The organism is Bradyrhizobium tropiciagri, from assembly GCF_018130545.1.
GTDB lineage: Bacteria > Pseudomonadota > Alphaproteobacteria > Rhizobiales > Xanthobacteraceae > Bradyrhizobium > Bradyrhizobium tropiciagri_A.
Window position 1 is genome coordinate 63,868 of record NZ_JAFCKF010000012.1, and the last position, 23,632, is coordinate 87,499.

20 protein-coding genes are annotated in these 23,632 nt (G+C 64.6%); 16 read left to right on the forward strand and 4 right to left on the reverse strand.

From position 1 onward, the window contains the following. Window positions 1–3 precede the first annotated feature (3 nt). The 11 genes from JQ616_RS36450 (at window position 4) to JQ616_RS36500 (ending at window position 13,091) form a co-directional block, all read left to right on the forward strand. A complete protein-coding gene (locus JQ616_RS36450; RefSeq protein ID WP_212023002.1) occupies window positions 4–879 on the forward strand; it encodes a phosphoribulokinase in 876 nt (291 codons plus the stop codon). Beyond that, on the forward strand, window positions 876–2,900 hold the full coding sequence (gene tkt / locus JQ616_RS36455; RefSeq protein ID WP_212023003.1) for a transketolase: 2,025 nt from the start codon (window positions 876–878) through the stop codon (window positions 2,898–2,900). The genes JQ616_RS36450 and tkt overlap by 4 nt, the downstream gene beginning before the upstream one ends. A gap of 15 nt (window positions 2,901–2,915) precedes the next feature. Beyond that, on the forward strand, window positions 2,916–3,998 hold the full coding sequence (gene fba, locus JQ616_RS36460) for a class II fructose-bisphosphate aldolase (protein WP_212023004.1): 1,083 nt from the start codon (window positions 2,916–2,918) through the stop codon (window positions 3,996–3,998). 36 nt (window positions 3,999–4,034) lie between these two features. Next, entirely contained in the window at window positions 4,035–5,492 is a 1,458-nt protein-coding gene (locus tag JQ616_RS36465) for a form I ribulose bisphosphate carboxylase large subunit (protein ID WP_433996037.1), read from the forward strand. A gap of 21 nt (window positions 5,493–5,513) precedes the next feature. Beyond that, window positions 5,514–5,939, forward strand: coding sequence for a ribulose bisphosphate carboxylase small subunit (locus JQ616_RS36470; RefSeq protein ID WP_212023006.1), 426 nt, complete (start codon window positions 5,514–5,516; stop codon window positions 5,937–5,939). Between the two features lie 110 nt (window positions 5,940–6,049). Continuing rightward, window positions 6,050–6,982 (forward strand): CbbX protein, encoded by a 933-nt coding sequence (gene cbbX / locus JQ616_RS36475; RefSeq protein WP_212023007.1) that lies wholly within the window; start codon window positions 6,050–6,052, stop codon window positions 6,980–6,982. Further along, on the forward strand, window positions 6,979–7,695 hold the full coding sequence (locus JQ616_RS36480; protein WP_212023008.1) for an HAD-IA family hydrolase: 717 nt from the start codon (window positions 6,979–6,981) through the stop codon (window positions 7,693–7,695). Before cbbX ends, JQ616_RS36480 begins: the two co-directional genes overlap by 4 nt. A 612-nt stretch (window positions 7,696–8,307) precedes the next feature. After that, on the forward strand, window positions 8,308–9,375 hold the full coding sequence (gene chvE, locus JQ616_RS36485) for a multiple monosaccharide ABC transporter substrate-binding protein (RefSeq protein WP_212023009.1): 1,068 nt from the start codon (window positions 8,308–8,310) through the stop codon (window positions 9,373–9,375). Between the two features lie 66 nt (window positions 9,376–9,441). Beyond that, window positions 9,442–11,013: a multiple monosaccharide ABC transporter ATP-binding protein gene (gene mmsA, locus JQ616_RS36490; RefSeq protein WP_212023010.1), complete on the forward strand. Its 1,572-nt coding sequence runs from the start codon at window positions 9,442–9,444 to the stop codon at window positions 11,011–11,013. Beyond that, window positions 11,010–12,200 (forward strand): multiple monosaccharide ABC transporter permease, encoded by a 1,191-nt coding sequence (mmsB, locus tag JQ616_RS36495; RefSeq protein ID WP_212023011.1) that lies wholly within the window; start codon window positions 11,010–11,012, stop codon window positions 12,198–12,200. The genes mmsA and mmsB overlap by 4 nt, the downstream gene beginning before the upstream one ends. A gap of 57 nt (window positions 12,201–12,257) precedes the next feature. Next, window positions 12,258–13,091, forward strand: coding sequence for an inositol monophosphatase family protein (locus JQ616_RS36500; RefSeq protein ID WP_349630097.1), 834 nt, complete (start codon window positions 12,258–12,260; stop codon window positions 13,089–13,091). Between the two features lie 190 nt (window positions 13,092–13,281). Here JQ616_RS36500 and JQ616_RS36505 read toward each other — a convergent pair whose 3' ends face one another. Next, window positions 13,282–14,628, reverse strand: a complete 1,347-nt coding sequence (locus tag JQ616_RS36505) for a glycosyltransferase family 87 protein (RefSeq protein ID WP_212023012.1) — start codon at window positions 14,626–14,628, stop codon at window positions 13,282–13,284. Between the two features lie 214 nt (window positions 14,629–14,842). Here JQ616_RS36505 and JQ616_RS36510 point away from each other — a divergent pair, with 214 nt between their 5' ends. Next, complete coding sequence (locus JQ616_RS36510) at window positions 14,843–15,034, forward strand: hypothetical protein (RefSeq protein WP_212023013.1); 192 nt, start codon at window positions 14,843–14,845, stop codon at window positions 15,032–15,034. 12 nt (window positions 15,035–15,046) lie between these two features. Here JQ616_RS36510 and JQ616_RS36515 read toward each other — a convergent pair whose 3' ends face one another. Beyond that, entirely contained in the window at window positions 15,047–16,273 is a 1,227-nt protein-coding gene (locus JQ616_RS36515; protein WP_212023014.1) for an ABC transporter substrate-binding protein, read from the reverse strand. A 183-nt stretch (window positions 16,274–16,456) separates the two neighbouring features. On the opposite strand from JQ616_RS36515, the gene JQ616_RS36520 reads away from it, so the two are divergent. Further along, window positions 16,457–18,088: a flavin-containing monooxygenase gene (locus JQ616_RS36520; RefSeq protein ID WP_212023015.1), complete on the forward strand. Its 1,632-nt coding sequence runs from the start codon at window positions 16,457–16,459 to the stop codon at window positions 18,086–18,088. A gap of 162 nt (window positions 18,089–18,250) precedes the next feature. On the opposite strand, the gene JQ616_RS36525 is transcribed toward JQ616_RS36520, so the two are convergent. Then, the gene (locus JQ616_RS36525; RefSeq protein ID WP_249137781.1) at window positions 18,251–19,288 is read right to left on the reverse strand and encodes a LacI family DNA-binding transcriptional regulator; all 1,038 of its coding nucleotides are present in this window, start codon (window positions 19,286–19,288) and stop codon (window positions 18,251–18,253) included. Window positions 19,289–19,418: 130 nt separating this feature from the next. Continuing rightward, complete coding sequence (locus tag JQ616_RS36530; protein ID WP_212023017.1) at window positions 19,419–20,345, reverse strand: LysR family transcriptional regulator; 927 nt, start codon at window positions 20,343–20,345, stop codon at window positions 19,419–19,421. A gap of 128 nt (window positions 20,346–20,473) precedes the next feature. Between JQ616_RS36530 and JQ616_RS36535 the strand changes: the two genes are divergently transcribed. The 3 genes from JQ616_RS36535 (at window position 20,474) to JQ616_RS36545 (ending at window position 23,632) form a co-directional block, all read left to right on the forward strand. Next, the gene (locus tag JQ616_RS36535) at window positions 20,474–21,715 is read left to right on the forward strand and encodes a CaiB/BaiF CoA transferase family protein (protein WP_212023018.1); all 1,242 of its coding nucleotides are present in this window, start codon (window positions 20,474–20,476) and stop codon (window positions 21,713–21,715) included. Window positions 21,716–21,777: 62 nt separating this feature from the next. Further along, entirely contained in the window at window positions 21,778–22,992 is a 1,215-nt protein-coding gene (locus JQ616_RS36540) for an ABC transporter substrate-binding protein (protein WP_212023019.1), read from the forward strand. A 22-nt stretch (window positions 22,993–23,014) separates the two neighbouring features. Continuing rightward, window positions 23,015–23,632 carry a DsbA family protein gene (locus tag JQ616_RS36545; protein WP_212023020.1) on the forward strand — a complete coding sequence of 206 codons (618 nt, stop codon included), beginning with the start codon at window positions 23,015–23,017 and terminating at the stop codon, window positions 23,630–23,632.

The window sequence follows — 23,632 nt, forward strand, 5'->3', positions numbered from 1 at the left end:
CGTATGTCTCGTCGACATCCCATCATCTCGATCACCGGCTCCTCCGGCGCCGGCACCACCTCGGTGAAGAAGACGTTCGAGAACATCTTCCGCCGCGAGAACGTGGTCGCGGCCTACATCGAGGGCGACGCCTTCCACCGCTACGACCGTGCCGAGATGCGCAGCTTGATGTCGGAGAAGGCAGAGCGCGGCAACAAGCACTTCAGCCATTTCAGCCCCGAGACCAATCTGTTCGAAGAGCTGGAGAAGCTGTTCAGCGACTATGCCGAGACCGGCACCGGAACGACGCGGCACTATGTGCACGACGAGGAGGAGGCACGGCTCTACGGCGCCAAGCCCGGCACCTTCACCGCCTGGGAGGCACTGCCGGAGAATTCCGACCTGCTGTTCTACGAGGGCCTGCATGGCGCCGTGGTCACCGACAAGGTGAATGTCGCGCAGCACGCGGATCTCAAGATCGGCGTCGTGCCGGTCATCAACCTCGAATGGATCCAAAAGCTGCATCGCGATCGCAGCCATCGCGGCTACTCCACCGAGGCGGTGACCGACACCATCCTGCGCCGCATGCCGGACTACGTGAATTACATCTGCCCGCAATTCACCGAGACCGACATCAACTTCCAGCGCGTGCCGACGGTCGACACGTCGAACCCGTTCATCGCGCGCTGGATCCCGACCCCGGATGAATCGATGGTCGTGATCCGCCTGAAGAATCCGCGCGGCATCGATTTCCCCTATCTGCTCTCGATGATCCCGAACAGCTTCATGTCGCGTGCCAATTCGATCGTGGTGCACGGCGCCAAGCTCGACCTCGCGATGCAGCTGATCCTGACCCCGCTGATCCTGCAACTGATCGAACGAAAGAGGCGAACGATATGACGACCGCACTTGCGTCCGTTGCGAGCCGCCCCGACATCAGCCATGACGAGATGGCCAACGCCATCCGCTTCCTCGCCATCGACGCGGTGGAGCAGGCGAAGTCCGGCCATCCCGGCATGCCGATGGGCATGGCTGATGTCGCCACCGTGCTGTTCACCGACTTCCTGAAGTTCGACCCGGCCGATCCGGCCTGGCCCGACCGCGACCGCTTCGTGCTGTCGGCCGGTCACGGCTCGATGCTGCTCTATGCGCTGCTCTATCTGACGGGCTACGAGAGCATGACGGTCGATCAGCTCAAGGCTTTCCGTCAATGGGGATCGCAGACCCCAGGCCATCCCGAGTATGGCCATACGCCTGGCGTCGAGACCACGACGGGACCGCTCGGACAGGGGATTGCGACCGCGGTCGGCATGGCGCTTGCCGAGCGGCTGATGAATGCCCGCTTCGGTGACGAGCTCGTCGACCACTACACCTATGTGATCGCCGGCGACGGCTGCCTGATGGAAGGCCTCAGCCATGAGGCAATCTCGCTGGCCGGCCATCTGCGGCTCAATCGCCTGATCGTGCTGTTCGACGACAACCGCATCTCGATCGACGGCGCGACTTCGCTGTCCTGCTCGGACGACCAGGCCGCACGGTTTCGGGCCAGCGGCTGGAATGTGTGCCGCATCGACGGCCACGATCCGGAAGCGATTTCCGCGGCGATCAAGCAGGCGCGAGCGAGCGATCGTCCGTCGCTGATCGCCTGCCGGACGGTGATCGGGTTCGGCGCGCCGAACCGGCAGGGCAGCGAGAAGGTGCATGGCGCGCCGCTCGGTGCCGACGAGGTGGCGAAGACCCGCAGCGCGCTGCGCTGGCCGTATCCGGCCTTCGAGATTCCCGATGCGGTGCTCGCCGAGTGGCGCGAGCTCGGCGGTCGCGGCCGTGACGCGCGGCGGGCCTGGATCGAGCGCTCGCGTGCCGCTTGCAAGGCGGACAAGGGCGAGCGGTCTCCGTTCCACGATGCGCTGAACCGGAAACTGCCCTGCACCTATACCAAGGCGATGGCCGCGCTCGTCGAGCGCTTTGCGACCGAGCGGCCGAAGCTCGCCACGCGACAGGCCTCGCAGCAGGTGATCGACGTGATCGCGGAAGCGCTGCCCAATCTGCTGGGCGGCTCGGCCGACCTGACGCACTCCAACCTGACGCAGGCGAAGTCGCAGGTCTCGGTGCGGCCCGAAACGCTCGACGGCAGCTACATCCACTACGGCATCCGCGAGCATGGCATGGCCGCGGCGATGAACGGCATCGCGCTGCATGGCGGGTTCATCCCCTATGGAGGCACCTTCCTCAGCTTCGCCGATTACAGCCGGCCGGCGATCCGCATGGCGGCGCTGATGGGGATCCGCGTCGTCCACGTGATGACCCACGATTCGATCGGGCTCGGCGAAGACGGGCCGACGCATCAGCCGGTCGAGCATCTGGCGGCGCTGCGCGCGATCCCGAACGTCCTGGTGTTCCGCCCGGCCGATGCGGTCGAGACGGCGGAAGCCTGGGACTGCGCGCTGAAGGCGGAGAGTTCGCCGTCGATCCTCTGCCTGTCGCGGCAGGCACTGCCGACGGTTCGCACCGAAATCAAGGATAACCAGGTCGCGCTCGGCGCCTACGTTCTCGTCGAGCCGTCCTTCGCGCGTGACGTCACCCTGATTGCAACGGGTTCGGAGGTGGCGATCGCGCTCGAAGCCGCAAGGCTGCTGGCGGAAGACGGAGTACAGGCCGCGGTCGTCTCGGCCCCGTGCTTCGATCTGTTCCGCCAGCAGCCGAGCGACTATCGCGCCAAAGTTCTGGGCAGCGCGCCGCGCGTCGGCGTGGAAGCTGCGGTCGAGGGCGACTGGGCACGCTGGCTCGGTGACAACGGAGCCTTCGTGGGCATGACCGGCTTCGGCGCCTCCGCACCGGCCGACGTGCTGTACCGCGAATTCGGCATCACGCCCGCGGCAATCACTGCTGCAGCAAAACAGCTCATGCAACGAGCGAATTGAAAGGAGGACGCCACGATGGCGCGGATCACACTGAGGCAATTGCTGGACCACGCCGCCGAACGCGGCTACGGCGTGCCGGCCTTCAACATCAACAACATGGAGCAGGGTCTCGCCATCATGGAGGCGGCGGCCGCCTGCGATGCGCCGGTCATCATCCAGGCCTCGCGCGGCGCGCGGTCCTATGCCAACGACATCATGCTGGCGAAGATGATCGATGCGCTGGAGGAGATGTATCCGCAGATCCCGCTCTGCCTGCATCTCGATCACGGCAATGAAGAGGCGACCTGCGCCACCGCGATCCGCTACGGCTTCACCTCCGTGATGATGGACGGCTCGCTGAAGGCCGACGCCAAGACCGCCGCCGACTATGACTACAATGTCGATATCACCCGGCGGGTGGTCGACATGGCGCATTGGGTCGGCGCGTCGGTCGAAGGCGAGCTCGGCGTGCTCGGCTCGCTCGAGCATGGCGGCGGCGAGCAGGAGGACGGCCACGGCGTCGAAGGCACGGTGAGCCATGATCAGCTGCTCACCGATCCCGACCAGGCGGTCGATTTCGTCCGCGCCACCAAGGTCGACGCGCTGGCGATCGCGATGGGCACCTCGCACGGCGCCTACAAGTTCACGCGCAAGCCTGACGGCGAGATCCTGGCGATGCGCGTGGTCGAGGAGATCCACACCCGCCTGCCCAACACGCATCTAGTCATGCACGGCTCGTCCTCGGTACCGCAGCCGCTGCAGGACATGTTCAACCAGTTCGGCGGCGAGATGCCGCAGACCTGGGGCGTGCCGGTCGAGGAGATCGTCCGCGGCATCAAGCACGGCGTGCGCAAGGTCAATATCGACACCGATTGCCGGCTGGCGATGGCGGCGGCCTTCCGCAAGGTCGCCACGCAGTCGAAGAGCGAGTTCGATCCGCGCAAATTCCTCAAGCCTGCGATGGATGCGTTGCGCGAACTCTGCCGTGACCGCTTCGAGCAGTTCGGCACCGCCGGCAATGCCGCCAGGATCAAGGTGGTCGCACTGCCTGAAATGGCCCGTCGCTACCGCGCCGGCGCACTCGACCCGCAGATTGGAAAGATGACCCAGGCCGCCTGAGCAGACGGCGACGAACGACAGGAGAGTTTAATGAATATGCAGCAGTCGATCACGGTGCGCGGCAAGGATCGCTACAAGTCCGGCGTGATGGAATACAAGCGGATGGGCTATTGGGAGCCGAACTACGAGCCCAAGGACACCGACGTCATCGCCCTGTTCCGCGTGACGCCGCAGGACGGCGTCGATCCGACCGAGGCTTGCGCGGCGGTCGCGGGTGAATCCTCGACCGCGACCTGGACCGTGGTGTGGACCGATCGGCTGACCGCCGCGGAGAAATACCGCGCGAAGTGCTATCGCGTCGATCCGGTGCCGAACTCGCCCGGCAGCTACTTTGCCTATATCGCCTATGACCTCGATCTGTTCGAGCCGGGCTCGATCTCGAACCTGACGGCGTCGATCATCGGCAACGTGTTCGGCTTCAAGCCGCTGAAGGCGCTGCGGCTCGAGGACATGCGGCTGCCGACTGCCTATGTGAAGACCTTCCAGGGTCCGGCGACCGGGATCGTGGTGGAGCGCGAGCGGCTCGACAAGTTCGGCCGACCGTTGCTCGGCGCCACCGTGAAGCCGAAGCTTGGCCTGTCCGGCCGCAACTATGGCCGCGTCGTCTACGAGGCACTGAAAGGCGGACTCGACTTCTGCAAGGACGACGAGAATATCAACTCGCAGCCCTTCATGCATTGGCGCGACCGCTTCCTGTATTGCATGGAAGGCGTCAATCGCGCGCAGGCGGCTACCGGCGAGGTCAAAGGCACCTATCTCAACGTGACCGCGGGCACCATGGAAGACATGTACGAGCGCGCCGAGTTCGCCAAGCAGCTCGGCTCCGTCATCATCATGATCGACCTCGTGATCGGCTACACGGCGATCCAGTCGATGGCGAAATGGGCGCGCCGCAACGACATGATCCTGCATCTGCATCGTGCCGGCCACTCGACCTACACGCGCCAGCGTTTGCACGGCGTCTCGTTTCGCGTTATCGCCAAATGGATGCGGCTCGCCGGTGTCGATCACATCCATGCCGGCACCGTCGTCGGGAAGCTTGAAGGAGACCCGGCGACGACGCGCGGCTACTACGACATCTGCCGCGAGGACTTCAACCCGATGACGCTCGAGCATGGCGTGTTCTTCGATCAGCCTTGGGCAAGCCTCAACAAGATGATGCCGGTCGCCTCGGGCGGCATCCACGCCGGCCAGATGCACCAATTGCTCGATCATCTCGGCGAGGACGTCGTGCTGCAGTTCGGCGGCGGGACCATCGGCCATCCGAAGGGTATCCAGGCCGGCGCCACCGCCAACCGCGTTGCGCTCGAAGCCATGATTCTCGCCCGCAACGAGGGCCGCGACTACGTCCACGAAGGTCCGGAGATCCTCGCCAAGGCCGCCCAGACGTGCACGCCGCTGCGCGACGCGCTCGAGGTCTGGAAGGACGTGAGCTTCAACTACGAGTCGACTGACTCGCCGGACTTTGCCCCGACCGCGACCCCGGCAACGTGACGCAGTGAAAGGAGAATCGACATGAGAGTGACCCAAGGCTGCTATTCTTTCCTGCCCGATCTCACCGATGAGCAGATCGCAGCGCAGGTGCAATACTGCCTCGACAAGGGCTGGGCGGTGAACATCGAGTTCACCGACGACCCGCATCCCCGCAATACTTATTGGGACATGTGGGGCCTGCCGATGTTCGACCTGCGCGATGCCGCCGGCATCATGAAGGAGCTCGCCGATTGCCGCCGTGTCTATGGAGACCGCTACATCCGCATGAGCGGGTTCGATTCTTCCCATGGCTGGGAGTCCGTGCGCATCTCTTTCATCGTCAACCGGCCAAAGAACGAGCCCGGCTTCCGCCTCGAGCGGCAAGAGGTCGGCGGCCGCAGCGTTAGCTATACGACCAGGGCTTACGCGCTGGATCGCCCCGAGGGCGAGCGCTACGCAGATCAGTAACCGCGTCCGGTTGGCAAGCCAGACGGGTTGCTCCCTCGACCGCCTGGTCCGGATGCACTTCTCCGTCGTCGCCGCAGCGACGACGGAGCTTTTCTGAAAGCGAGAGGATAATGACGCAAGCGCAAGAACAGATTAGCGAACAAATCCGCCAGACCCCGCCCGAGACCATCGATCTCCGGCATGAATTCGCCGACCTCGGCATCGGAAATGTGCTCGACCAGCTCGATTCCGAATTGATCGGCCTCAAGCCTGTAAAGACCCGCATCCGTGAGATCGCCTCTCTGCTGCTGGTCGAACGCATCAGGCAGAAGATGGCGTTGGCGACGACATTCCCGACCCTGCACATGTCGTTCACCGGCAATCCCGGCACCGGCAAGACCACGGTTGCGCTGCGGATGGCCGGCATCCTGCACAAGCTCGGCTTCGTGCGCCGCGGCCACGTCATCAGCGTCACGCGCGATGACCTCGTCGGGCAATATATCGGCCACACCGCGCCGAAGACCAAGGAGATCTTGAAGAAGGCGATGGGCGGCGTGCTGTTCATCGACGAGGCCTATTACCTCTACCGTCCCGAGAACGAGCGCGACTACGGCCAGGAGGCGATCGAGATCCTGTTGCAGATCATGGAAGCGCAGCGCGAGGATCTGGTGGTGATCCTGGCCGGCTATGGCGACCGCATGGAGAAATTCTTCCAGAGCAATCCAGGCTTCCGCTCCCGGATCGCACATCACATCGACTTCCCGGACTATTCGGATGGCGAGCTGCTCTGGATCGCCGAATTGATGTTGCAGCAGCAGAATTATCGCTTTTCTCCGGAAGCACGCGAGGCCTTCACCCGGTACATCGGCATCCGCAAGGAACAGCCGCTGTTCTCCAATGCCCGCTCGATCCGCAACGCGCTCGATCGCATCCGGCTACGCCAGGCCAACCGGATCGTGGCGAAGCTCGACCGCACGCTCACGGCCGACGACGTGATGTCGATCGAGGCCGGCGACGTGCTGGCCAGCCGCGTGTTCGCGAAAGGGGCGGACGAGGGGCGATGAACCACGCGCTCGCGACGATCCGGACTGCCGGGATGCGCGATATCATCGCTGGCGCGCGTGCCCTGATCTTCGATGTCGACGGCACGCTCGCCGAGACGGAAGAGGTGCATCGCCGCGCCTTCAATGAGGCGTTTGCCGAAGCCGGCCTCGACTGGTTCTGGGATCAGGTCACCTACGCGCGGCTGCTTCGCACAGCCGGCGGCAAGGAGCGCATCCGCGCCTTCGACCAACGCAACGCGGTTCCGTCGCTGACATTCGCTGAGATCGCCGACCTGCACAGGATCAAGACCGCGCGCTACGCCGCTCTGATTGCGGGCGGCAGCTGCCCTTTGCGGCCCGGCGTCCGGGCCTGGCTCGCCGGCGCCCGCCGTCGCGGCCAGCGTCTGGCGATCGCGACGACGACCTCGCATGGTAATATCGATGCGCTGCTCTCGGTCGCGCTCGGGCTTGATTGGGCCGATCTGTTCGAGACGATCGTCGCCGGCGACGACGTGCCGCGAAAGAAGCCGGCGCCCGATGTCTATATCGAGGTTCTGGCGCGGCTCGGGCTCGGGCCGGCGGATTGCATCGCCGTCGAGGATTCCGGCAACGGCCTCGCCGCCGCGGCGGGGGCGGGCATCCCCGTCGTCATCACCCGCAGCACCTATTTCAGCGACGACGATTTTGCCGAGGCATTGCTTGTTGTCGACGATCTCTCGGAGATCGATGCCTGAAGGCCGCGGCCGCCGCCGGCTAGCAGCTCCAATTAATTTCTTCGGATAGTGAAATAAATGGCGCTTGCATCCCTAGCATAGTAAGGGCACAATCTCACCGAAGGTTGCCAGAAGCAGCAATGCCACCGAATTGGCTGGTGGACTGACAAGCAATTCCGGGAGACTGCGCCTCATGATCCCTTGCTCTCCGATAAATTTATTCGGATAGTGAAATAAATGACCAGTCGGTGCTTGCATCCGTGAGGGCGCCATCCACCATAAGTTGCCAGAGGCAAGTGCTGCATCACCAGATGTTCTGGCGGGCGCTGGCGTTTGCCAGCGATTGCGGGAGGCGGGCGCCTCATAATCTTCCACCTCATCCGTCCCACGACGTGAATCGCGGGTGAACCCGGCATGGCAGGATCGACTTGGCTGATCAACATGGCTGATCGTGTGGAGCGAGCATTGGCGCTGTTGACGGGTTCAATCCACATCCCGCAATTTCGGTTGGCGACTATCCCGGTGCCGATCCGGCATCGTCGTAGATCTGCGGCCAGCCCACCAATGATAGCGGTCGATTGACGCTGTCCAAGACAACGATAACCAACTCAAAAAGAACCGAGGGAGCGAAGCATGTTCAAATTGAAGACCACCTTGTTCGCGTTGGCGTTGGCAGGTCTCTCCGTGACCGCGTCGGATGCGTTCGCCCAGAGCAAGGCCACCATCGGCATCGCGATGCCGACCAAGTCGTCGGCGCGCTGGATCGACGACGGCAACAACATGGTCAAGGTGCTGAAGGAGCGCGGCTACGGCACCGACCTGCAATATGCCGAGGACGACATTCCGAACCAGCTCTCCCAGGTCGAGAACATGGTGACCAAGGGTGCTAAGGTGCTGGTCATCGCAGCCATCGACGGCACCACGCTGTCCGACGCGCTGAAGCAGGCCAAGGCCCAGGGCATTACGGTGATCGCCTATGACCGGCTGATCCGCGACACCCCCAATGTCGATTACTACGCGACCTTCGACAATTTCCAGGTCGGCGTGCTGCAGGCGAGTTCGATCGTAAATGCACTGGGGCTGAAGGACGGCAAGGGTCCCTTCAATATCGAGCTGTTCGGCGGCTCGCCCGACGACAACAATGCCTACTTCTTCTACGACGGTGCGATGTCGGTGCTGAAGCCGTATATCGACAGCGGCAAGCTCGTGGTCGGTAGCGGCCAGATGGGGATGAACAAGGTCGCCACCTTGCGCTGGGATGGCGCGACCGCGCAGGCGCGGATGGACAATCTGCTCAGCGCGTTCTACGGCAAGAAGCGCGTCGATGCGGTGCTGTCGCCCTATGACGGCCTGTCGATCGGCATCATTTCCTCGCTGAAGAGCGTCGGCTACGGCAGCAAGGACCAGCCGATGCCGTACATCAGCGGGCAGGATGCAGAGGTGCCCTCGATCAAGGCGATGCTGCGCGGCGAACAGTACTCGACGATCTTCAAGGACACTCGCGACCTCGCCAAGGTCACGGCCGACATGGTCGATGCCGTGCTGAGCAAGAAGGAGGTCAGCGTCAACGACACCAAGACCTACAACAACGGGGTCAAGGTGGTTCCGTCCTATCTGCTCAAGCCGGTCGTGGTGGACAAGACAAATTGGGAGAAAGTCCTGATTGACAGCGGCTACTATAAGCGCTCGCAATTCGACTAGGGCGCACAGCCGGGTGAGCGGCGGCGAACCATGTCGAGGCCGATCGACGCTGCAGGACATGATCCGATGACGGCAATGCTTGAGATGCGCGGCGTCAGCAAGAGCTTTGCCGGCGTGCAGGCGCTGCGCGACGTCAGCTTGACCGTGGAAGCCGGCCAGATCCATGCCCTGGTCGGGGAGAACGGCGCCGGCAAGTCGACCCTGATGAAGGTGCTGAGCGGGGTCTATCCGGCCGGCAGCTACGACGGGTCGATCGTGTTCGACGGCGAGGAGCGCCGGTTCCGCGACATCAACGACAGCGAGGCGCTCGGGATCATCATCATCCACCAGGAGCTGGCGCTGATCCCGCTGATGTCGATCGCCGAGAACATCTTTCTGTCGCATCCGCCGTCGCGCTTCGGCGTCATCGACCGCCACGCCGTGCATCGGCGAACCGCCGAGCTGCTGGCGCAGGTCGGCTTGCGGGAGTCGCCGGATACGCTGATCACCGACCTTGGCGTCGGCAAGCAGCAGCTGGTGGAGATCGCCAAGGCGCTGTCCAAGCGGGTGCGCCTTTTGATCCTCGACGAGCCGACCGCCAGTCTCAACGAAGCCGACAGCGCCGCCTTGCTCGATCGGCTCCTGACCTTCCGCGAGCAGGGCATTGCCTCGATCCTGATCTCGCATAAGCTGAACGAGGTTGCGCGGGTCGCCGACCGCATCACGGTGCTACGCGACGGCCGCACCGTCGACAGCATCGACTGCCGCACCGAGCGGATCGAGGAGGATCGTATCATCCGCAGCATGGTCAACCGCGATCTCGCGCATCGCTTTCCGGAGCGAAGCGCCGAGATCGGCGAGCCCGTGATGAGCGTGGAGAACTGGTCGGTGTATCATCCGCTGCATCCCGAGCGGCAGGTGATCAAGAATGTCGATTTCAAGCTGCGCCGCGGCGAGGTGGTCGGCATCGCCGGCCTGATGGGCGCCGGCCGCACCGAGTTCGCCATGAGCCTGTTCGGCCGGGCCTGGGGCAGCAACGTCACCGGCGAGGTCCGCCTCGAGGGACGTGAGGCCGATCTGTCCAGCGTGCCGGCCGCGATCGCTTCCGGACTTGCCTATGTGACCGAGGACCGCAAGCAGCTCGGGCTGATCCTTGCCGCCGACGTCCGCAAGAACGTGACGGTGGCGAGCCTCGGAAAAGTGTCGGAGCGCGGCGTGATCGACGATGTCATCGAGCTGAAGGCCGCGAACGACTACCGCACCCGGATGCGGATCCGTTGCTCCGACGTCTACCAGGCGACCGGCGACCTCTCGGGCGGCAACCAGCAGAAGGTCGTGCTGTCGAAATGGCTGATGACCGATCCCAAGGTGTTGCTGCTCGACGAGCCGACCCGCGGAATCGACGTCGGGGCGAAATACGAGATCTATTCCATCATCAACGAGCTCGCCGAGGCGGGAAGGGGCGTCGTGGTGATCTCGTCGGAGATGCCCGAGCTGCTCGGCATCTGCGACCGGATCTGCGTGATGAATGACGGCGCCTTCGTCGGCGAGTTCGCGAAGGGCGAGGCGACCCAGGAGAAGATCATGCGCGCCATCATGCGCAATGTCAGGATGTCCGGCGTCGATAGCGGCGCGGCGCGGGCCGGAGGGGCGCAATGACCGACAAGACGGTGTCACTTCCCGAGACCCCGAAGCATTCCGGCTTCATCAAGAACAATCTGCGCAATTACGGCATGCTGCTGTCGCTGCTGGCGATCATGCTGTTCTTCGAGATCGTGACCGACGGTACGCTGCTGCAGCCGCTCAACCTCACCAATCTCGTGCTGCAGAACAGCTACATCGTCATCATGGCGCTTGGCATGCTCTTGGTGATCGTCACCGGGCATATCGACCTTTCGGTCGGCTCGGTCGCGGGCTTCGTCGGCGCGGTCGCTGCGGTGCTGATGGTGCACTACCATGTCAGCTATCCGATTGCGTTCGTCGCCTGCCTCTTGGTCGGAGCTGCGATCGGCGCCGCCCAAGGCTATTGGGTCGCTTATTTCAAGATTCCGTCCTTCATCGTGACGCTGGCCGGCATGCTGGTGTTCAAGGGCCTGGCGCTCGCGGTGCTGCAGGGGCAGTCGGTCGGGCCGTTCCCGCCGACCTTCCAGAAGCTGTCGTCGGGCTTCATTCCCGAGCTGTTTCCCAGCGCCGGCACGCTCTACCCGACATCGCTGCTGATCGGTGTGGTGCTGGCGTTCGTGCTGGTGCTGGCCAGCGCCAAGAGCCGGGCGCGCGAGCAGGCGCATGGCATCGAGGTCGAGCCCTATGCCTTCTTCATCGTCAAGAGCATCACGCTTGCCGGGGCGGTGCTCTACTTCACCTATCTGATCGCCTCGCATCGCGGCCTGCCGAACGTGCTGGTGATCATGACCGCGCTGATCGCGCTCTACGGCTTCGTCACCCGGCGCACCGTGGTCGGCCGGCAGATCTACGCGGTCGGCGGCAATGCCAAGGCGGCGAAGCTGTCGGGCGTCAAGACCGAGCGGCTGACCTTTCTGACCTTCGTCAATATGGGCGTGCTCGCTGCGCTCGCCGGGCTGGTGTTCGCAGCCCGGCTCAACACCGCGACGCCGAAGGCCGGCCTCGGCTTCGAGCTCGACGTGATCGCCGCCTGCTTCATCGGCGGCGCCTCGGCCTATGGCGGCGTCGGCCGGGTCGGCGGCGCGGTGGTCGGTGCCATGATCATGGGCGTGATGAACAACGGCATGTCGATCCTCGGCATCGGCATCGATTATCAGCAGGTGATCAAGGGCCTCGTGCTGCTGGGCGCCGTCTGCATCGATGTCTACAACCAGCGTCGGTGACTGCGACGTGGTCACATTTCTGCGGTAGAATGACTAGGCAATGCAGGAGAATGCCGCGTGAAACTGTCCCATGCCGATGCGCTGACCATCGGAAACATCCTTGCCGAAGTCGGCCGCAGCGAAATCATGCCGCGATTTCGCCGCGTGCGGGAGATCGAGGTCCGCACCAAGACATCGGCGTTCGACGTTGTCACCGAGGCCGATGAGCTTGCCGAGCAAGCGATCTCGGCGGCGCTGCTGCGGGCGTTCCCGAATGCCGCCGTGATCGGCGAGGAGGGCACGGCGCGTGATCCGGCCGCACTCGATCAGGTCGGAACCGCGGAGCTCGCCTTCATCATCGATCCGATCGACGGTACCCGGAATTTCACCTCCAGCCTGCCGCTGTTCGGCAGCATGGTGGCCGCCACCATGCGCGGCGAGATCGTGTTCGGCGCAATCCATGATCCGGTCAGCAATGACACGGCATTTGCGCTGCGCGGCGAGGGGGCGTGGCTCGAGCTGCCGGACGGCAGGCGGCATGACCTGAAAGTGGCGCCGGCGGTGCCGGTCAATCAGATGGACGCGGTGGTCGGCGTCAACTTCCTGCCCGAGCCGTTGCGCGCGATCGTCGCCGGCAATTTGTCCAAGCTCGGCGCCAGCGCCTGGCTCCGATGTGCCGCGCATGAGTATCGCATGGCGGCATCAGGTCATTGCCATCTGCTGTTCTACAACAAGCTGATGCCGTGGGATCACGCCGCGGGCTGGCTGCTGCATCGCGAGGCCGGCGGCTACAGCGCGCATTTCGACGGATCGCCTTACAAGCCGGTCAATCTGACCGGCGGCTTGCTCTGCGCGCCCAATGAGGAGAGCTGGCATGCGGCCCGGCAGGCGATGCTGATGCGCGTCGAGTAGGGGCGGAATACGACTCCTTCCACGGGTCGTCCCTGCGAAAGCAGGGACTCATACTCCGCGGCGGACATTGTGAGAGCGACTCGTCGTTCCAGCCGCTTTCAGCAAAGACCATCGGTGGTTATGGGTCCCTGCTTTCGCAGGGACGACAGCGGAATGTGTTGAGCTGCTGCGGCTTGCGCCTTCGGGCAACTCAGCGATTGGCGATTTCGGCCGGCGCATCGCCAAGTGGCCAATGCCTGATCCGTCGCGTCACCAGCGCGATGAGGGCTGCGGCAGCGACCGGAGCCAGTTGAAGGCCGTTGGCGCTCGCAGGCACCATGGCAAACGGCGTCACATAAAGCGCGGCGAGTGCGATGCGCTCATAGGGCAGCCAGCCCTGCACGAGTGCTTGCGAGATCAGCCAGGCGCCGGGGATCGCCAGCATCACCACCTCGTAGCTGCCGAGGGAAGGGATGCACAGCGCCGTCACGCCCACCATCAGCGCGATCTCGGCCGCGCCGCCGCGGCGTTTCCGCAGCATGGCGATCAGAACGATAATCGCGATCGCAGCCGCGACCACCTGAACGACCCAGGCAACGCTGCTCGAGCCGCCGGCCAGCCTGATTGCGGCGTAGGGACTTCCGAATTTCTCGAAGCCGGGCGCGCCGCCGAGGCTCCAGGCGCCCGCTTCCGGGAGAACGGCAATAAATTTGAGCCACGGCTCGATCCCGAAGCTCGCGGTCGCCGCCAGCACGAGAACCAGTGCCGTTGCCGCCGCAGCACCGAGCGCGCGCCAGCGCCGGGTCAGGATCAGCATCAGCGGCGCAAGCAGGGCGACCTGCGGCTTGTAGGCAAAGCATCCGAGCAAGATGCCCGCGATCACCGGATAGCGATCGAGCGTCACCGCCGATCCGCCGAGCAGGGCGGCCGAGAACAGCGAGTTCTGTCCGAATAGCGCGCACACCCATACGCCGGGAAAGGCGAGCGCGGGAACGATCGATCCGCCCTTCAGAATGGCCCGCACCGCCGCTGCATAGGCGGCGCCGGTCGCGACCACCCAGATGATCGCGGCCGTTGCAAACGACAGCAGCGCGAAGGGAAGCCAGAGCAACAGCGAGGTCGGCGGATAGAAGAACGGGGCGTAGGTCTTGTGACCGAGCACGGCCGCGACGGCGGCGCGGCCCGCGTCACCATAGGCATTGCCGGCGTGGCCTTCGCGCGCGAGCTTGGCCGCGGTCCAGAATGCTGCGAAGTCGGGGCCGACATCCATCGTCGGCGCCGCCCACGGGATGATCGCGATGCAGCCAACGAACAGCAGCAGGAAGACGCGGGTGAAGGCGGTGACGCGATCGGCCGTCAGCCAGTCGGCGTCGCGCAACGCGGCGACCAGCGCGCCGGTCCGCGGCGAAGATTGAGCTGTCGAGGCACGGGACGCCTGGCCGATCGCTCCGCGCTCCGTCACCGCGCCGCGAGCTGCGTCAGCCTGCGTTGCGAGATCAGCCGTGGCATGATCGGCGAAGGCCAGCCTGTGCCCCTCGAGGTTCGACTTTTGCGACATCGGCCGCTTCATTCCGATTGCGTCGTGCACGCGCCAGATGTGGACCAAATCGTCTAAGGTTGCGTAAATCCGGCCGCTGCAATTGGGTAGGACAGAGCGGGAACTCGGCGTTGGGCATTGCCCGTGTCCACGCCGGGCATGGTAAAGAAATCCGCAACCCGCAACCCGCAACGCGCGACCGTCTGACCGGCGCTGCGCTCGGTGGTTGGGTTCAATGGAAATGGCGGTTTTGCGGCCCTTCAACCGGGACATCTGGTTGGCCGGCGGCCCGAAGCTTGCGCTCGCCGGCTTTCATTATCCGACCCGGATGGCCGTGATCGGGCTCGCGGACGGCGGTCTCTTCATCTGGTCAAGTTTTGCGATCGTCGCCCGCCAGCCGGAGACCAGTTCGGCAGCCGGGCAATGACGCACAGAGGCCTCACTCGTTGCCGACCTCGCCGGTGATGATGTTGCCGAACAGCTTCCAGCTCTCGCCTTCGAACCGCATCAGCTGCGACTGCTCGATCGGGCGGAAATCAGTCGCGCTGGTGTTGATCCGGATCCCGGGCAGAATCATCTTCGGTGCAAAATCCTTCAGGCTGGCGGCCTGCTTCATGACGTTCTCGCGCGTGAGATCGTCGCCGCATTGCTTGAGCACCTGCGCGAGTGTCTGCGCGGCGGCATAGCCATAGACGTGATTGCCGTTGGTCTTGTCGCCGTCGGGCATGTACTTGTCCATGAAGGCGCGCCATTCCCTGGTTTCTGCATCGTCGTTCCAGATCGTGTCGGTCGGATCCTTCAGATATGCGACCGAGATGATGCCCTGCGAATGCTCGATGCCGGCGGCGCGCATCACAGAGGCGACCGAGGTCGCGGTCGAGGTCAGGAAGAAGGTCGGCTTCCAGCCGAGTTCGGCGACCTTCTTGATGGTCTGCGCCGCGCCCTTCGGCGCCGCCCAGGTGAACAGGATGTCGGCGCCCGAGGCCCGCAGCGCCACGATCTGCGAATCCAGCGTCGGATCGGTCAGTTCATAGGATTTGTCGGCGACGATCATGCTGCTGGCCTTGTCGCCAAGGCCGTCGCGCAAGCCCTTCAGCGCATCCTTGCCGGCATCGTCGTTCTGCCAGAGCACCGCGATCTTGCCGTTCGGCAGCTTGTCCAGGATGTACTTGGCGTAAATGCGCCCCTCGCTCTGGTAGTTCGGCTGCCAGCCCATCGTCCAGGGAAAGCTTTGCGGATCGCCGAAGCGCGTCGCGCCCGAGGCGATGAAGAGGTGAGGGACCTTCTTGCCGTTGAGATATTTCTGGATCGCGACATTGGGCGCGGTGCCGAGCGGCTGGAACACCAGCAGCACCTCGTCGCCCTCCACCAGCTTGCGCGCCTGCTCGACCGATTTCGGCGGCGAGAAGCCGTCGTCATAGCTGATGAAGTTGATCTTGCGTCCGTTGATGCCGCCCTGGTCGTTGATCATCTTGAAATAGGCGGCTTCAGTGCGGCCGATCGCGCCGTAGGCGGACGCGGGGCCGCTATAAGGCATGATGTTGCCGATCTTGATCTCGGTATCCGAGACCCCCGGGCCGTAGTTCTTCTGCGCGAGCGCCGGCGACAGCGCGCCGATCGCTGCCGCGACCGCTACACACGCGCGAAGACAAAAACCGTCCAACATCCCTGAGTCTCCCCCTGATGATTCACCGATCGCCTTGTGACGTCCGTGCGGACCCGCTGCTCGGGGCCCGGCGCGTTGACGCCCGGCGACATTTATCGTATCCGCTTCCATTCTGGAAACGTTTCCAGACTAGCGCGCGTTCCCACCGATGGCAATATTCCTGCGGCCGGAGAGATGTGACAAATGAGCAGACTGGAGCAGACGAGCCCGGACCGCGAGGCAAGGCCACCGCTGGTCGCCGAATGCGACGCCGTCGTGGTTGGTGCCGGCTTCGGCGGGCTCTATGCGATCTATCGGTTGCGCGAGCTCGGCCTAAAGGTGATCGGCATCGAGGCGGCGGCCGATGTCGGCGGCACCTGGTACTGGAATCGCTATCCCGGCGCGCGCTGCGACATCCCGAGCCTGCTCTATTCCTACACCTGGTCGGAGGAACTGCGGCAGAAGTGGCGCTGGAGCGAGAAATACGCCGCCCAGCCGGAGATCCTGCGTTACGCAAGGCACGTTGCTGACCGGTTCGAGCTGCGCTCCCTGATCCGCTTCGATACGCGGGTGATTGATGCCGATTGGGACGAGGCCGGCGAGAGCTGGACGGTGCGCACCGACCGTGGCGATTGCATCGTGGCATCCTTTTGCGTGATGGCGACGGGCAATCTCTCGGTCCCCAACAAGCCGAAACTGCCGGGCCTGGAGCGTTTCCGCGGGCCGGTCTATCACACCGGGCAGTGGCCGCATCAGGAGGTCGACTTTTCCGGCTTGCGCGTCGCCGTGATCGGCACTGGCTCGTCGGGCGTGCAAACCATCCCGATGGTCGCGAAGGCGGCGAGCCGCCTGACCGTGTTTCAGCGCACGCCGAACTATTCGGTGCCGGCGCGCAACGCGCCGCTGTCCGACGCCGACATCGCAGCCGCCGAGCCGATGATCGCGAAATATCGCGAGAGCCTCGAGACGCCGGAGTTCGGGCGCGTACCGGCGAATGCGTTCGATGCGTCGGTGCCGGCGCGGGACGTGCAATGGGCGCGCTATGAACAGCTCTGGGAGCAGGGCGGAGGCGGCATCCTCACCGCATTTCCGAATATCCTGACCGACGAGGCGGTCAACGATGTCGCCTGTGACTTCGTACGCGACAAGATCCGCGGCATCGTGGACGATGCGGCGACGGCGGAGGTGCTGTCACCGAAGGACTACCCGCTCGGCGTCAAGCGCATCTGCATCGATACCGGCTATTTTGCGACCTACAATCTGCCGCATGTCGAGCTCGTCGACCTGCGCGCGGAGCCGCTGACGTCCGTCACCGAGGGCGGCGTCGAGACTGCGACGCGATCCTTCGCGCTCGACGCGCTGGTGCTGGCGACAGGCTATGACGCGATGACCGGGGCGCTCGCCGCGATGCGGATTCGCGGGCGCGACGGCGCGACACTGAATGAGGCCTGGGCCGACGGGCCTCGCGCCTATCTCGGGTTGATGGTGTCGGGATTCCCAAATCTATTCGTCGTGACCGGACCTGGCAGCCCGTCGGTGATTGGCAATGTGATCCATGCCTGCGAGAACCATGTCGAGTGGATCACCACCTGTCTCGCCGGCATGCGCGCCAAGGGACAGACGCGGATCGAGCCGGAGCCCGATGCCGAGCGCGCCTGGATGGCGCATGTCGCGGATGCTGCCAGCCGCACGCTCTATCCGAAGGCCAATTCCTGGTACCAGGGCGCCAATATCGCCGGCAAGCCGCGCGTGTTCATGCCCTATGTCGGCCAGGGCTACCGGCACCGCATCGCGCAGATCGCGCAGCGCGGCTACGAGGGTTTCGTGCTGCGCTGAGGGCACCGTCTCTCCCCGTCATTGCGAGGAGCGCAGCGACGAAGCAATCCATTTCTCCGTTGCGCGAAAGGCGGATTGCTTCGCTTCGCTCGCAATGACGTGGATGGAGTGATCCGAACCGAAGCACTGGAACCGTTTCCAGTGACCGCTTGTTCCGCCGGGCTACTTCCGCCCGCGCGCGGGCGCGGCGCAGGAATGGCGCAGGATCAGGCGCGTCGGCAGGAACACGGGCTCGCTGCTGCCGGCCTTGTCGCTGTCGCGGATCCGCTCCAGCAACAGCCGCGCGGCGGTGCGGCCGACCTCGTTCATGTCCCAGCTCAAGGCCGAGATCGCGGGCGTTGCATGGCGGGCGAGGTCGGTGTCGCCGCTGCACACGATCGAGACGTCCTGCGGATAGCGCAGGCCGTTGCTGGTGATCGCCTCCAGCACCTCGGCGAGCATGCTGGTGCCGAGGGAGATGATCGCGGTCGGCGGCCTGGCCGATTGCAGCAACTGGCAGACCGAGCTGAAGGCGGTGTTGGCGCCCTGCATATGCGGGCGGATCAGGTTTGCGTCGACCTCGATCTGCGCCTCGCGATGCGCCTGCCGGTAGCCCGCGAGCCGCTCCGAGCTCGGCAGCACGGCAGCGCTTCCAGTGAGCAGGGCGATCCGGCGGTGGCCGAGGCCGATGAGGTAGCGCGTCGCCTCCAGCGCGCCGCCGCGGTGATCGACCCGAACCGGCACGCTGTCAGGCACCTCGCGGTCGACGGTGACGCAGGGCAGGTCGAGCGTCGCCAGCCCCTTCATGAAGTCCTTGTGGGAATTGTCTCCGGCAAACAGCAGCAAGCCGTCCATTTGCCGCCTCCGCACCGCCGACAGGAACGCGGCCTCGCGCGCCTCCTCATGCTTGGTCGCAGCGAGCATCAACAGGAAGCCGGCGCGCTGGAATTCCTCCTCCGCCGCGCTCACCATGCCGGTGTAGTGCGGGTTGGAGAAGTCGGCCACCATGCAGCCGATCGTGTTGGAAGCCCGAGAGCGCAGCGCCTGCGCCGCCTGGTCGGGCTCGAAGCCCAGCCGCTTCACCGCTCGCATGATGCGGGCATGCAGCTCCGCGCTGGTGTAGATGCCGCCATTGAGGGTGCGGCTGACGCTCGAGACGGACACGCCGGCCTCCGCCGCGACGTCACGAATCGTCGGTCGTGTCCGTCGCGCCTTTGCCATCCGTGGTCGGGTCCTGTCGATTCGGCATTGCCGCCGCCACGCGGCTCGCGCCAGACGGCATCGCCGAACCTAATCAGGCTCCGCCGCGAATCTCAAATGATTCTTGGCTGGCCTAGCGTGCCGGCGCGGGTTATCGGCGTGAGGCGCTGAGGAACAGCGGACGGAAGATATCCAGGAATCCGGTCGCAGCCGGCGTCAGCGGGCGGTTCTTCAGCCGCAGGATCCCGATCCTGCGAACCAAAGGCGGCGCGACCAGCCGTTTCACGACCACGCCACGCGGCGGGCGGGGCGGCAATGCCGAAGCCGGAACGATCGAGATGCCGACATTGGCGGCGACGAAATCGTAGAGCGTGCCGAACTGCTCGACGATGGTGCTGTGCTTCAGCACGATGCCGTTCGTGGTGGCGACGCTGTCGATCTGCTGCCGCAGGCCGGAGCCGGTCGGCAGCGAGACGAACGGTTCGTTGCGCAGCTCGCGAAGGCTCAGCGTGCTCTTGTTTCGCAGCGGATGGCGAGAAGGCAGGATCGCAAAGCAGGATTCCTGCACCGCATCGTCGCTGACGACTTCCTGGCCGAGCGCCGTGACGTTGCCGACGCCGAAGTCGGCGAGGCCGCTGCGGACATCCTCATAGACCTCGCTGCCAAGACCCTCGCGCAAGTGGATCTCGACGCCCGGATGCGCCTTCCTGTATTTCAGCACGGCCTCCGGCACCACGTGGTGGGTGAGCGACAACAGGCAGGAGATGATCAGGCGTCCCCTGATCTGCTCGCCGAGCGCGCGGGCGTTGTCGACCTGGGCGCCGAGATCGGCGAGCAGGCGCTGCGTCGATGCGGTGAATTCGCGACCCGGCGCGGTCAGGATGACGTTGCGCGTCGATCGCAGGAACAGCGAGACGCCGAGCTGCCGCTCGAGCTGAAGCACGAGACGGCTCACCGCCGACTGCGTCATGCCGAGGTCGGCCGCAGCGGCGGTGAAGCTGCCATAGACCGCAACCGAGTTGGCGGCACGAAGGTGTTTGAGGCTGACCTCGAACTGGCGTCGGCGGCGCTCGCGCATCATTCATTCCAATTCTGCATCAATAATCCGGATCGGAAAATATTTGACCTATATGACCGCGGCGTCAACGATGAAGACAACGACAGAGCAGCAAGCGGGAAGGGACGTTCCGGATGACGGCGAGCCAGATGATGACGAGGCAAGGCGCGCTGCACGGGGTTCGCGTTCTCGATCTGACGCGGTTCTATTCGGGGCCGTTTGCGACCTTGATGCTGGCGGGCTTCGGTGCGGAGGTCATTCGCATTGATGGGCCGGAGCAGGGCGATCCCACCATGACCGGGCCGCCGTTCCTCGGTAAGGACGGCGTTTCGCTCGACCGCAAGCATGACAGCGATCTCGGCCTCGCCTATCTGAAGCGTTGCCGCGACAAGAAGTCGATCACGCTGAACATGCGCACGCCGGAGGGCATGGAGCTGTTCCATGCGCTGCTTCGCAAGTCGGATATCCTGGTCGAGAATCTGCGTCCCGGCGCGGCAGAGCGGCTCGGGATCGATTACGAGACAAATCGCCAGGTCAACCCCGCGATCGTGCATTGCGCGCTGACCGGCTATGGCTCGACCGGCGCCGACCGGCGTCTCAAGGCCTATGACCTGATGATCCAGGCCGCGGCCGGCCTGATGTCGATCACGGGTGCGCCCGACGGCGGCCCCAGCAAGGCGGGCACCGCGCTTGCCGACGGCATCACGGGCGCCTTTGCCGTCTCCGGCATCCTCGCCGCGCTGACCGAGCAGCGGATGTCGGGGCGGGGTCAATTCGTCGACGTCGCGATGGCCGACTGCCTGTTGTCGCTGGTGCTCGACGAGCCGCTGGATTGCTATCCGCAAATGGGAATGGCGCCACGGCAGGGCAATCGCATCATGCGGTTCTCGCCGTTCAACACCTATGTCACGCGCGACGGTGCGATCGCGCTCGGCGCCGCAACGAACGAGGACTGGCTGGCGTTGCTCGGCGTGATCGACCGGCTGGACCTCGCCGAAGACGCGAAGTTCATGAACACCGGCTGGCGTGTCGCCAACAACGCGATCATCGACGCGATCGTCATCGAATGGACGGAGAAGCGGACCACAGCGGAGGCGATCGAGGCGCTCACTCGCGGCGACGTCGCGGCAAGCCCGATCCGTGACATCGACGACATCCTCGCCTGGGAGCATCTTGGCGCGCGCGACATGCTGCAGACGATTGCGCATCCGACCGAGACGCTCGAGCAGCGCGTCGTTGGCGCCGGATTCCCGATCAAGATGGGACGGACAGCTAAGGGATACACCGCGCCGGCCCCGACGCTCGGGCAGCACAATCAGGAGGTCTATGGCGGCCTGCTCGGCCTCTCCGGGGAGAGGATCGACGATCTGAAGTGCAGGCGGATCATCTGAAGCAAAGAAGGGCGGCACATGCATGCCGTCCCAGGCGAGGAGAGTCGAGGAAAGTCATGGTGATGAAAGGATCTACGTTTGCGGCGATCGCGCTGCTGGCCGGCAGCACGATGCTGGCGCCGGTTCAGGCGGAGGATGTGCAGCCGGTTCGGATCGGCGTGCTCACCGACATGTCGGGGATGTACCGCGACATCATGGGGCCGGGCTCGGTGCTCGCCGCGAAGATGGCGGTCGAGGATTTCGGCGGCAAGGTGCTGGGCCGTCCGATCGAGGTCATCTCCGGCGATCACCAGGCGAAGCCCGATGTCGGCGCGGCGATCGCCCGCAACTGGTTCGACAATGGCGGCGCCGATGTCATCGTCGACGTGGCGCAATCGGCCGTGGCGCTCGCCGTGCAGGAGCTGGCGCGAGCGCGCAACAAGATCGTCATCCACGGCGTCACCGGAAGTCCCGCGATCACGCAGCAGGCCTGTGCGCCGACCGCGTTCTCCTGGTCGCTCAATGCCTACGCCATTTCGGCGCCGTTGCCCAAGCCGCTGATCGAGCGTGGGCTCGACAGCTTCTTCTTCCTCTCAGCCGACTACTCCTTCGGCAAGGCGATGGAGGATGCTGCGGCGGGCGCGATCAAGGCGGCCGGGGGCAAGGTGCTCGGCTCGGTGCGGTTCCCGCAGAATAATCCCGACTTCAGCTCGTTCCTGCTGCAGGCCGTGGCGTCAAAGGCCAAGGTGATCTGGCTGATCTCGGCGGCGGAAGACACCACCAACGCCCTCAAACAGGCCAAGGAGTTCGGCATCGCCGAGGGCGGTCAGCACATCGTGGTGCCGCTGACCTACATCACCAATGTGCATGCGCTCGGAATTGCCAATGTGCAGGGTCTGACCTTTGCGACGCCGTTCTACTGGGATCGCACCGACAAGACGCGCGCCTGGTCGGAGCGCTTCTACAGGCAGCATCATGCGATGCCGACCATGGATCAGGCCGCGGTCTACTCGGGGACGCTGCATTATCTTGAGGCGGTCGCGGCCGCCAAGACTCTGGATGGTCTGAAGGTCGCCGACGAGATCCGGAAGCTGCCGGTCAACGACATGTATGTCGAGAACGGCTCGGTGCGTGCCGATGGCTGGCTGATGCATCCGTTCTACATGGCGAGCATCAAGGCGCCTGCCGAGGTCAAGAAGCCCTGGGACTACTACAAGATCGAGAAGGTCATTCCGGCATCCGAGGCGGCGCAGCCGTTGTCGGAGAGCCAGTGTCCGCTCGTCGCTCAATCGCAATGACATCCGCATGGAAGGAGAGACAATGTCCCGCGAAATTCTCAAGATGTATTCGGACTACAAGAGCCCCTACGCCTGGCTGGCGTTCGATCCGGTGTTCGAGCTGGAGAAGACTTACGACATCAAGGTGCAGTGGCGGCCGTTCCAGCTGCGCATCAAGGGCTCGGGCCAGCGCAGCGTCTACTCGGAGTACAAGGTCAAGTATTCCTACATGGACGCGCGGCGAAGCGCGAACGAGCGCGGCGACAAGAAGATCATCCGTGGCCCGCTGAAGATCTTCGACACGGCACCGGCGCTGATCGGCGGCCTGTTCGCGGAGAAGCAGGGACGTCTGATCGAATACAGCCGCCTGGTCTACGAGCTGTTCTTCCGTCGCGAGCTTGCTGTCGACGAGGTCGACGCGGTGGAGCGCTTCATCGAATCGCTCGGGATGTCCGGCGCCGAATTCCGCGGCTATCTCGAAGGTGATGGCCGGCGCGAATACGAGGAGGCGCAGCTGGAGAGCCAGGGCGATCATATCTTCGGCGTGCCGATCTGCGTGTTCCGCGGCGAGCAGTTCTGGGGCAATGACCGCGTGCCGATGCTGGAGCGGCGGCTGCAGGAGGCCGGTCTGTCGCTGTCGCGCGAAAAACAGCTGGCTTGA

Excerpts from the sequence above, each read along its gene's own strand:
- JQ616_RS36450 (WP_212023002.1), top strand. The coding sequence starts at position 4 with ATGTCTCGTCGACATCCCATCATCTCGATCACCGGCTCCTCCGGCGCC.
- tkt (WP_212023003.1), top strand. The coding sequence starts at position 876 with ATGACGACCGCACTTGCGTCCGTTGCGAGCCGCCCCGACATCAGCCAT.
- fba (WP_212023004.1), top strand. The coding sequence starts at position 2,916 with ATGGCGCGGATCACACTGAGGCAATTGCTGGACCACGCCGCCGAACGC.
- JQ616_RS36465 (WP_433996037.1), top strand. The coding sequence starts at position 4,035 with ATGCAGCAGTCGATCACGGTGCGCGGCAAGGATCGCTACAAGTCCGGC.
- JQ616_RS36470 (WP_212023006.1), top strand. The coding sequence starts at position 5,514 with ATGAGAGTGACCCAAGGCTGCTATTCTTTCCTGCCCGATCTCACCGAT.
- cbbX (WP_212023007.1), top strand. The coding sequence starts at position 6,050 with ATGACGCAAGCGCAAGAACAGATTAGCGAACAAATCCGCCAGACCCCG.
- JQ616_RS36480 (WP_212023008.1), top strand. The coding sequence starts at position 6,979 with ATGAACCACGCGCTCGCGACGATCCGGACTGCCGGGATGCGCGATATC.
- chvE (WP_212023009.1), top strand. The coding sequence starts at position 8,308 with ATGTTCAAATTGAAGACCACCTTGTTCGCGTTGGCGTTGGCAGGTCTC.
- mmsA (WP_212023010.1), top strand. The coding sequence starts at position 9,442 with ATGACGGCAATGCTTGAGATGCGCGGCGTCAGCAAGAGCTTTGCCGGC.
- mmsB (WP_212023011.1), top strand. The coding sequence starts at position 11,010 with ATGACCGACAAGACGGTGTCACTTCCCGAGACCCCGAAGCATTCCGGC.
- JQ616_RS36505 (WP_212023012.1), bottom strand. The coding sequence starts at position 14,628 with ATGTCGCAAAAGTCGAACCTCGAGGGGCACAGGCTGGCCTTCGCCGAT.
- JQ616_RS36510 (WP_212023013.1), top strand. The coding sequence starts at position 14,843 with ATGGAAATGGCGGTTTTGCGGCCCTTCAACCGGGACATCTGGTTGGCC.
- JQ616_RS36515 (WP_212023014.1), bottom strand. The coding sequence starts at position 16,273 with ATGTTGGACGGTTTTTGTCTTCGCGCGTGTGTAGCGGTCGCGGCAGCG.
- JQ616_RS36520 (WP_212023015.1), top strand. The coding sequence starts at position 16,457 with ATGAGCAGACTGGAGCAGACGAGCCCGGACCGCGAGGCAAGGCCACCG.
- JQ616_RS36525 (WP_249137781.1), bottom strand. The coding sequence starts at position 19,288 with ATGGCAAAGGCGCGACGGACACGACCGACGATTCGTGACGTCGCGGCG.
- JQ616_RS36530 (WP_212023017.1), bottom strand. The coding sequence starts at position 20,345 with ATGCGCGAGCGCCGCCGACGCCAGTTCGAGGTCAGCCTCAAACACCTT.
- JQ616_RS36535 (WP_212023018.1), top strand. The coding sequence starts at position 20,474 with ATGATGACGAGGCAAGGCGCGCTGCACGGGGTTCGCGTTCTCGATCTG.
- JQ616_RS36540 (WP_212023019.1), top strand. The coding sequence starts at position 21,778 with ATGAAAGGATCTACGTTTGCGGCGATCGCGCTGCTGGCCGGCAGCACG.
- JQ616_RS36545 (WP_212023020.1), top strand. The coding sequence starts at position 23,015 with ATGTCCCGCGAAATTCTCAAGATGTATTCGGACTACAAGAGCCCCTAC.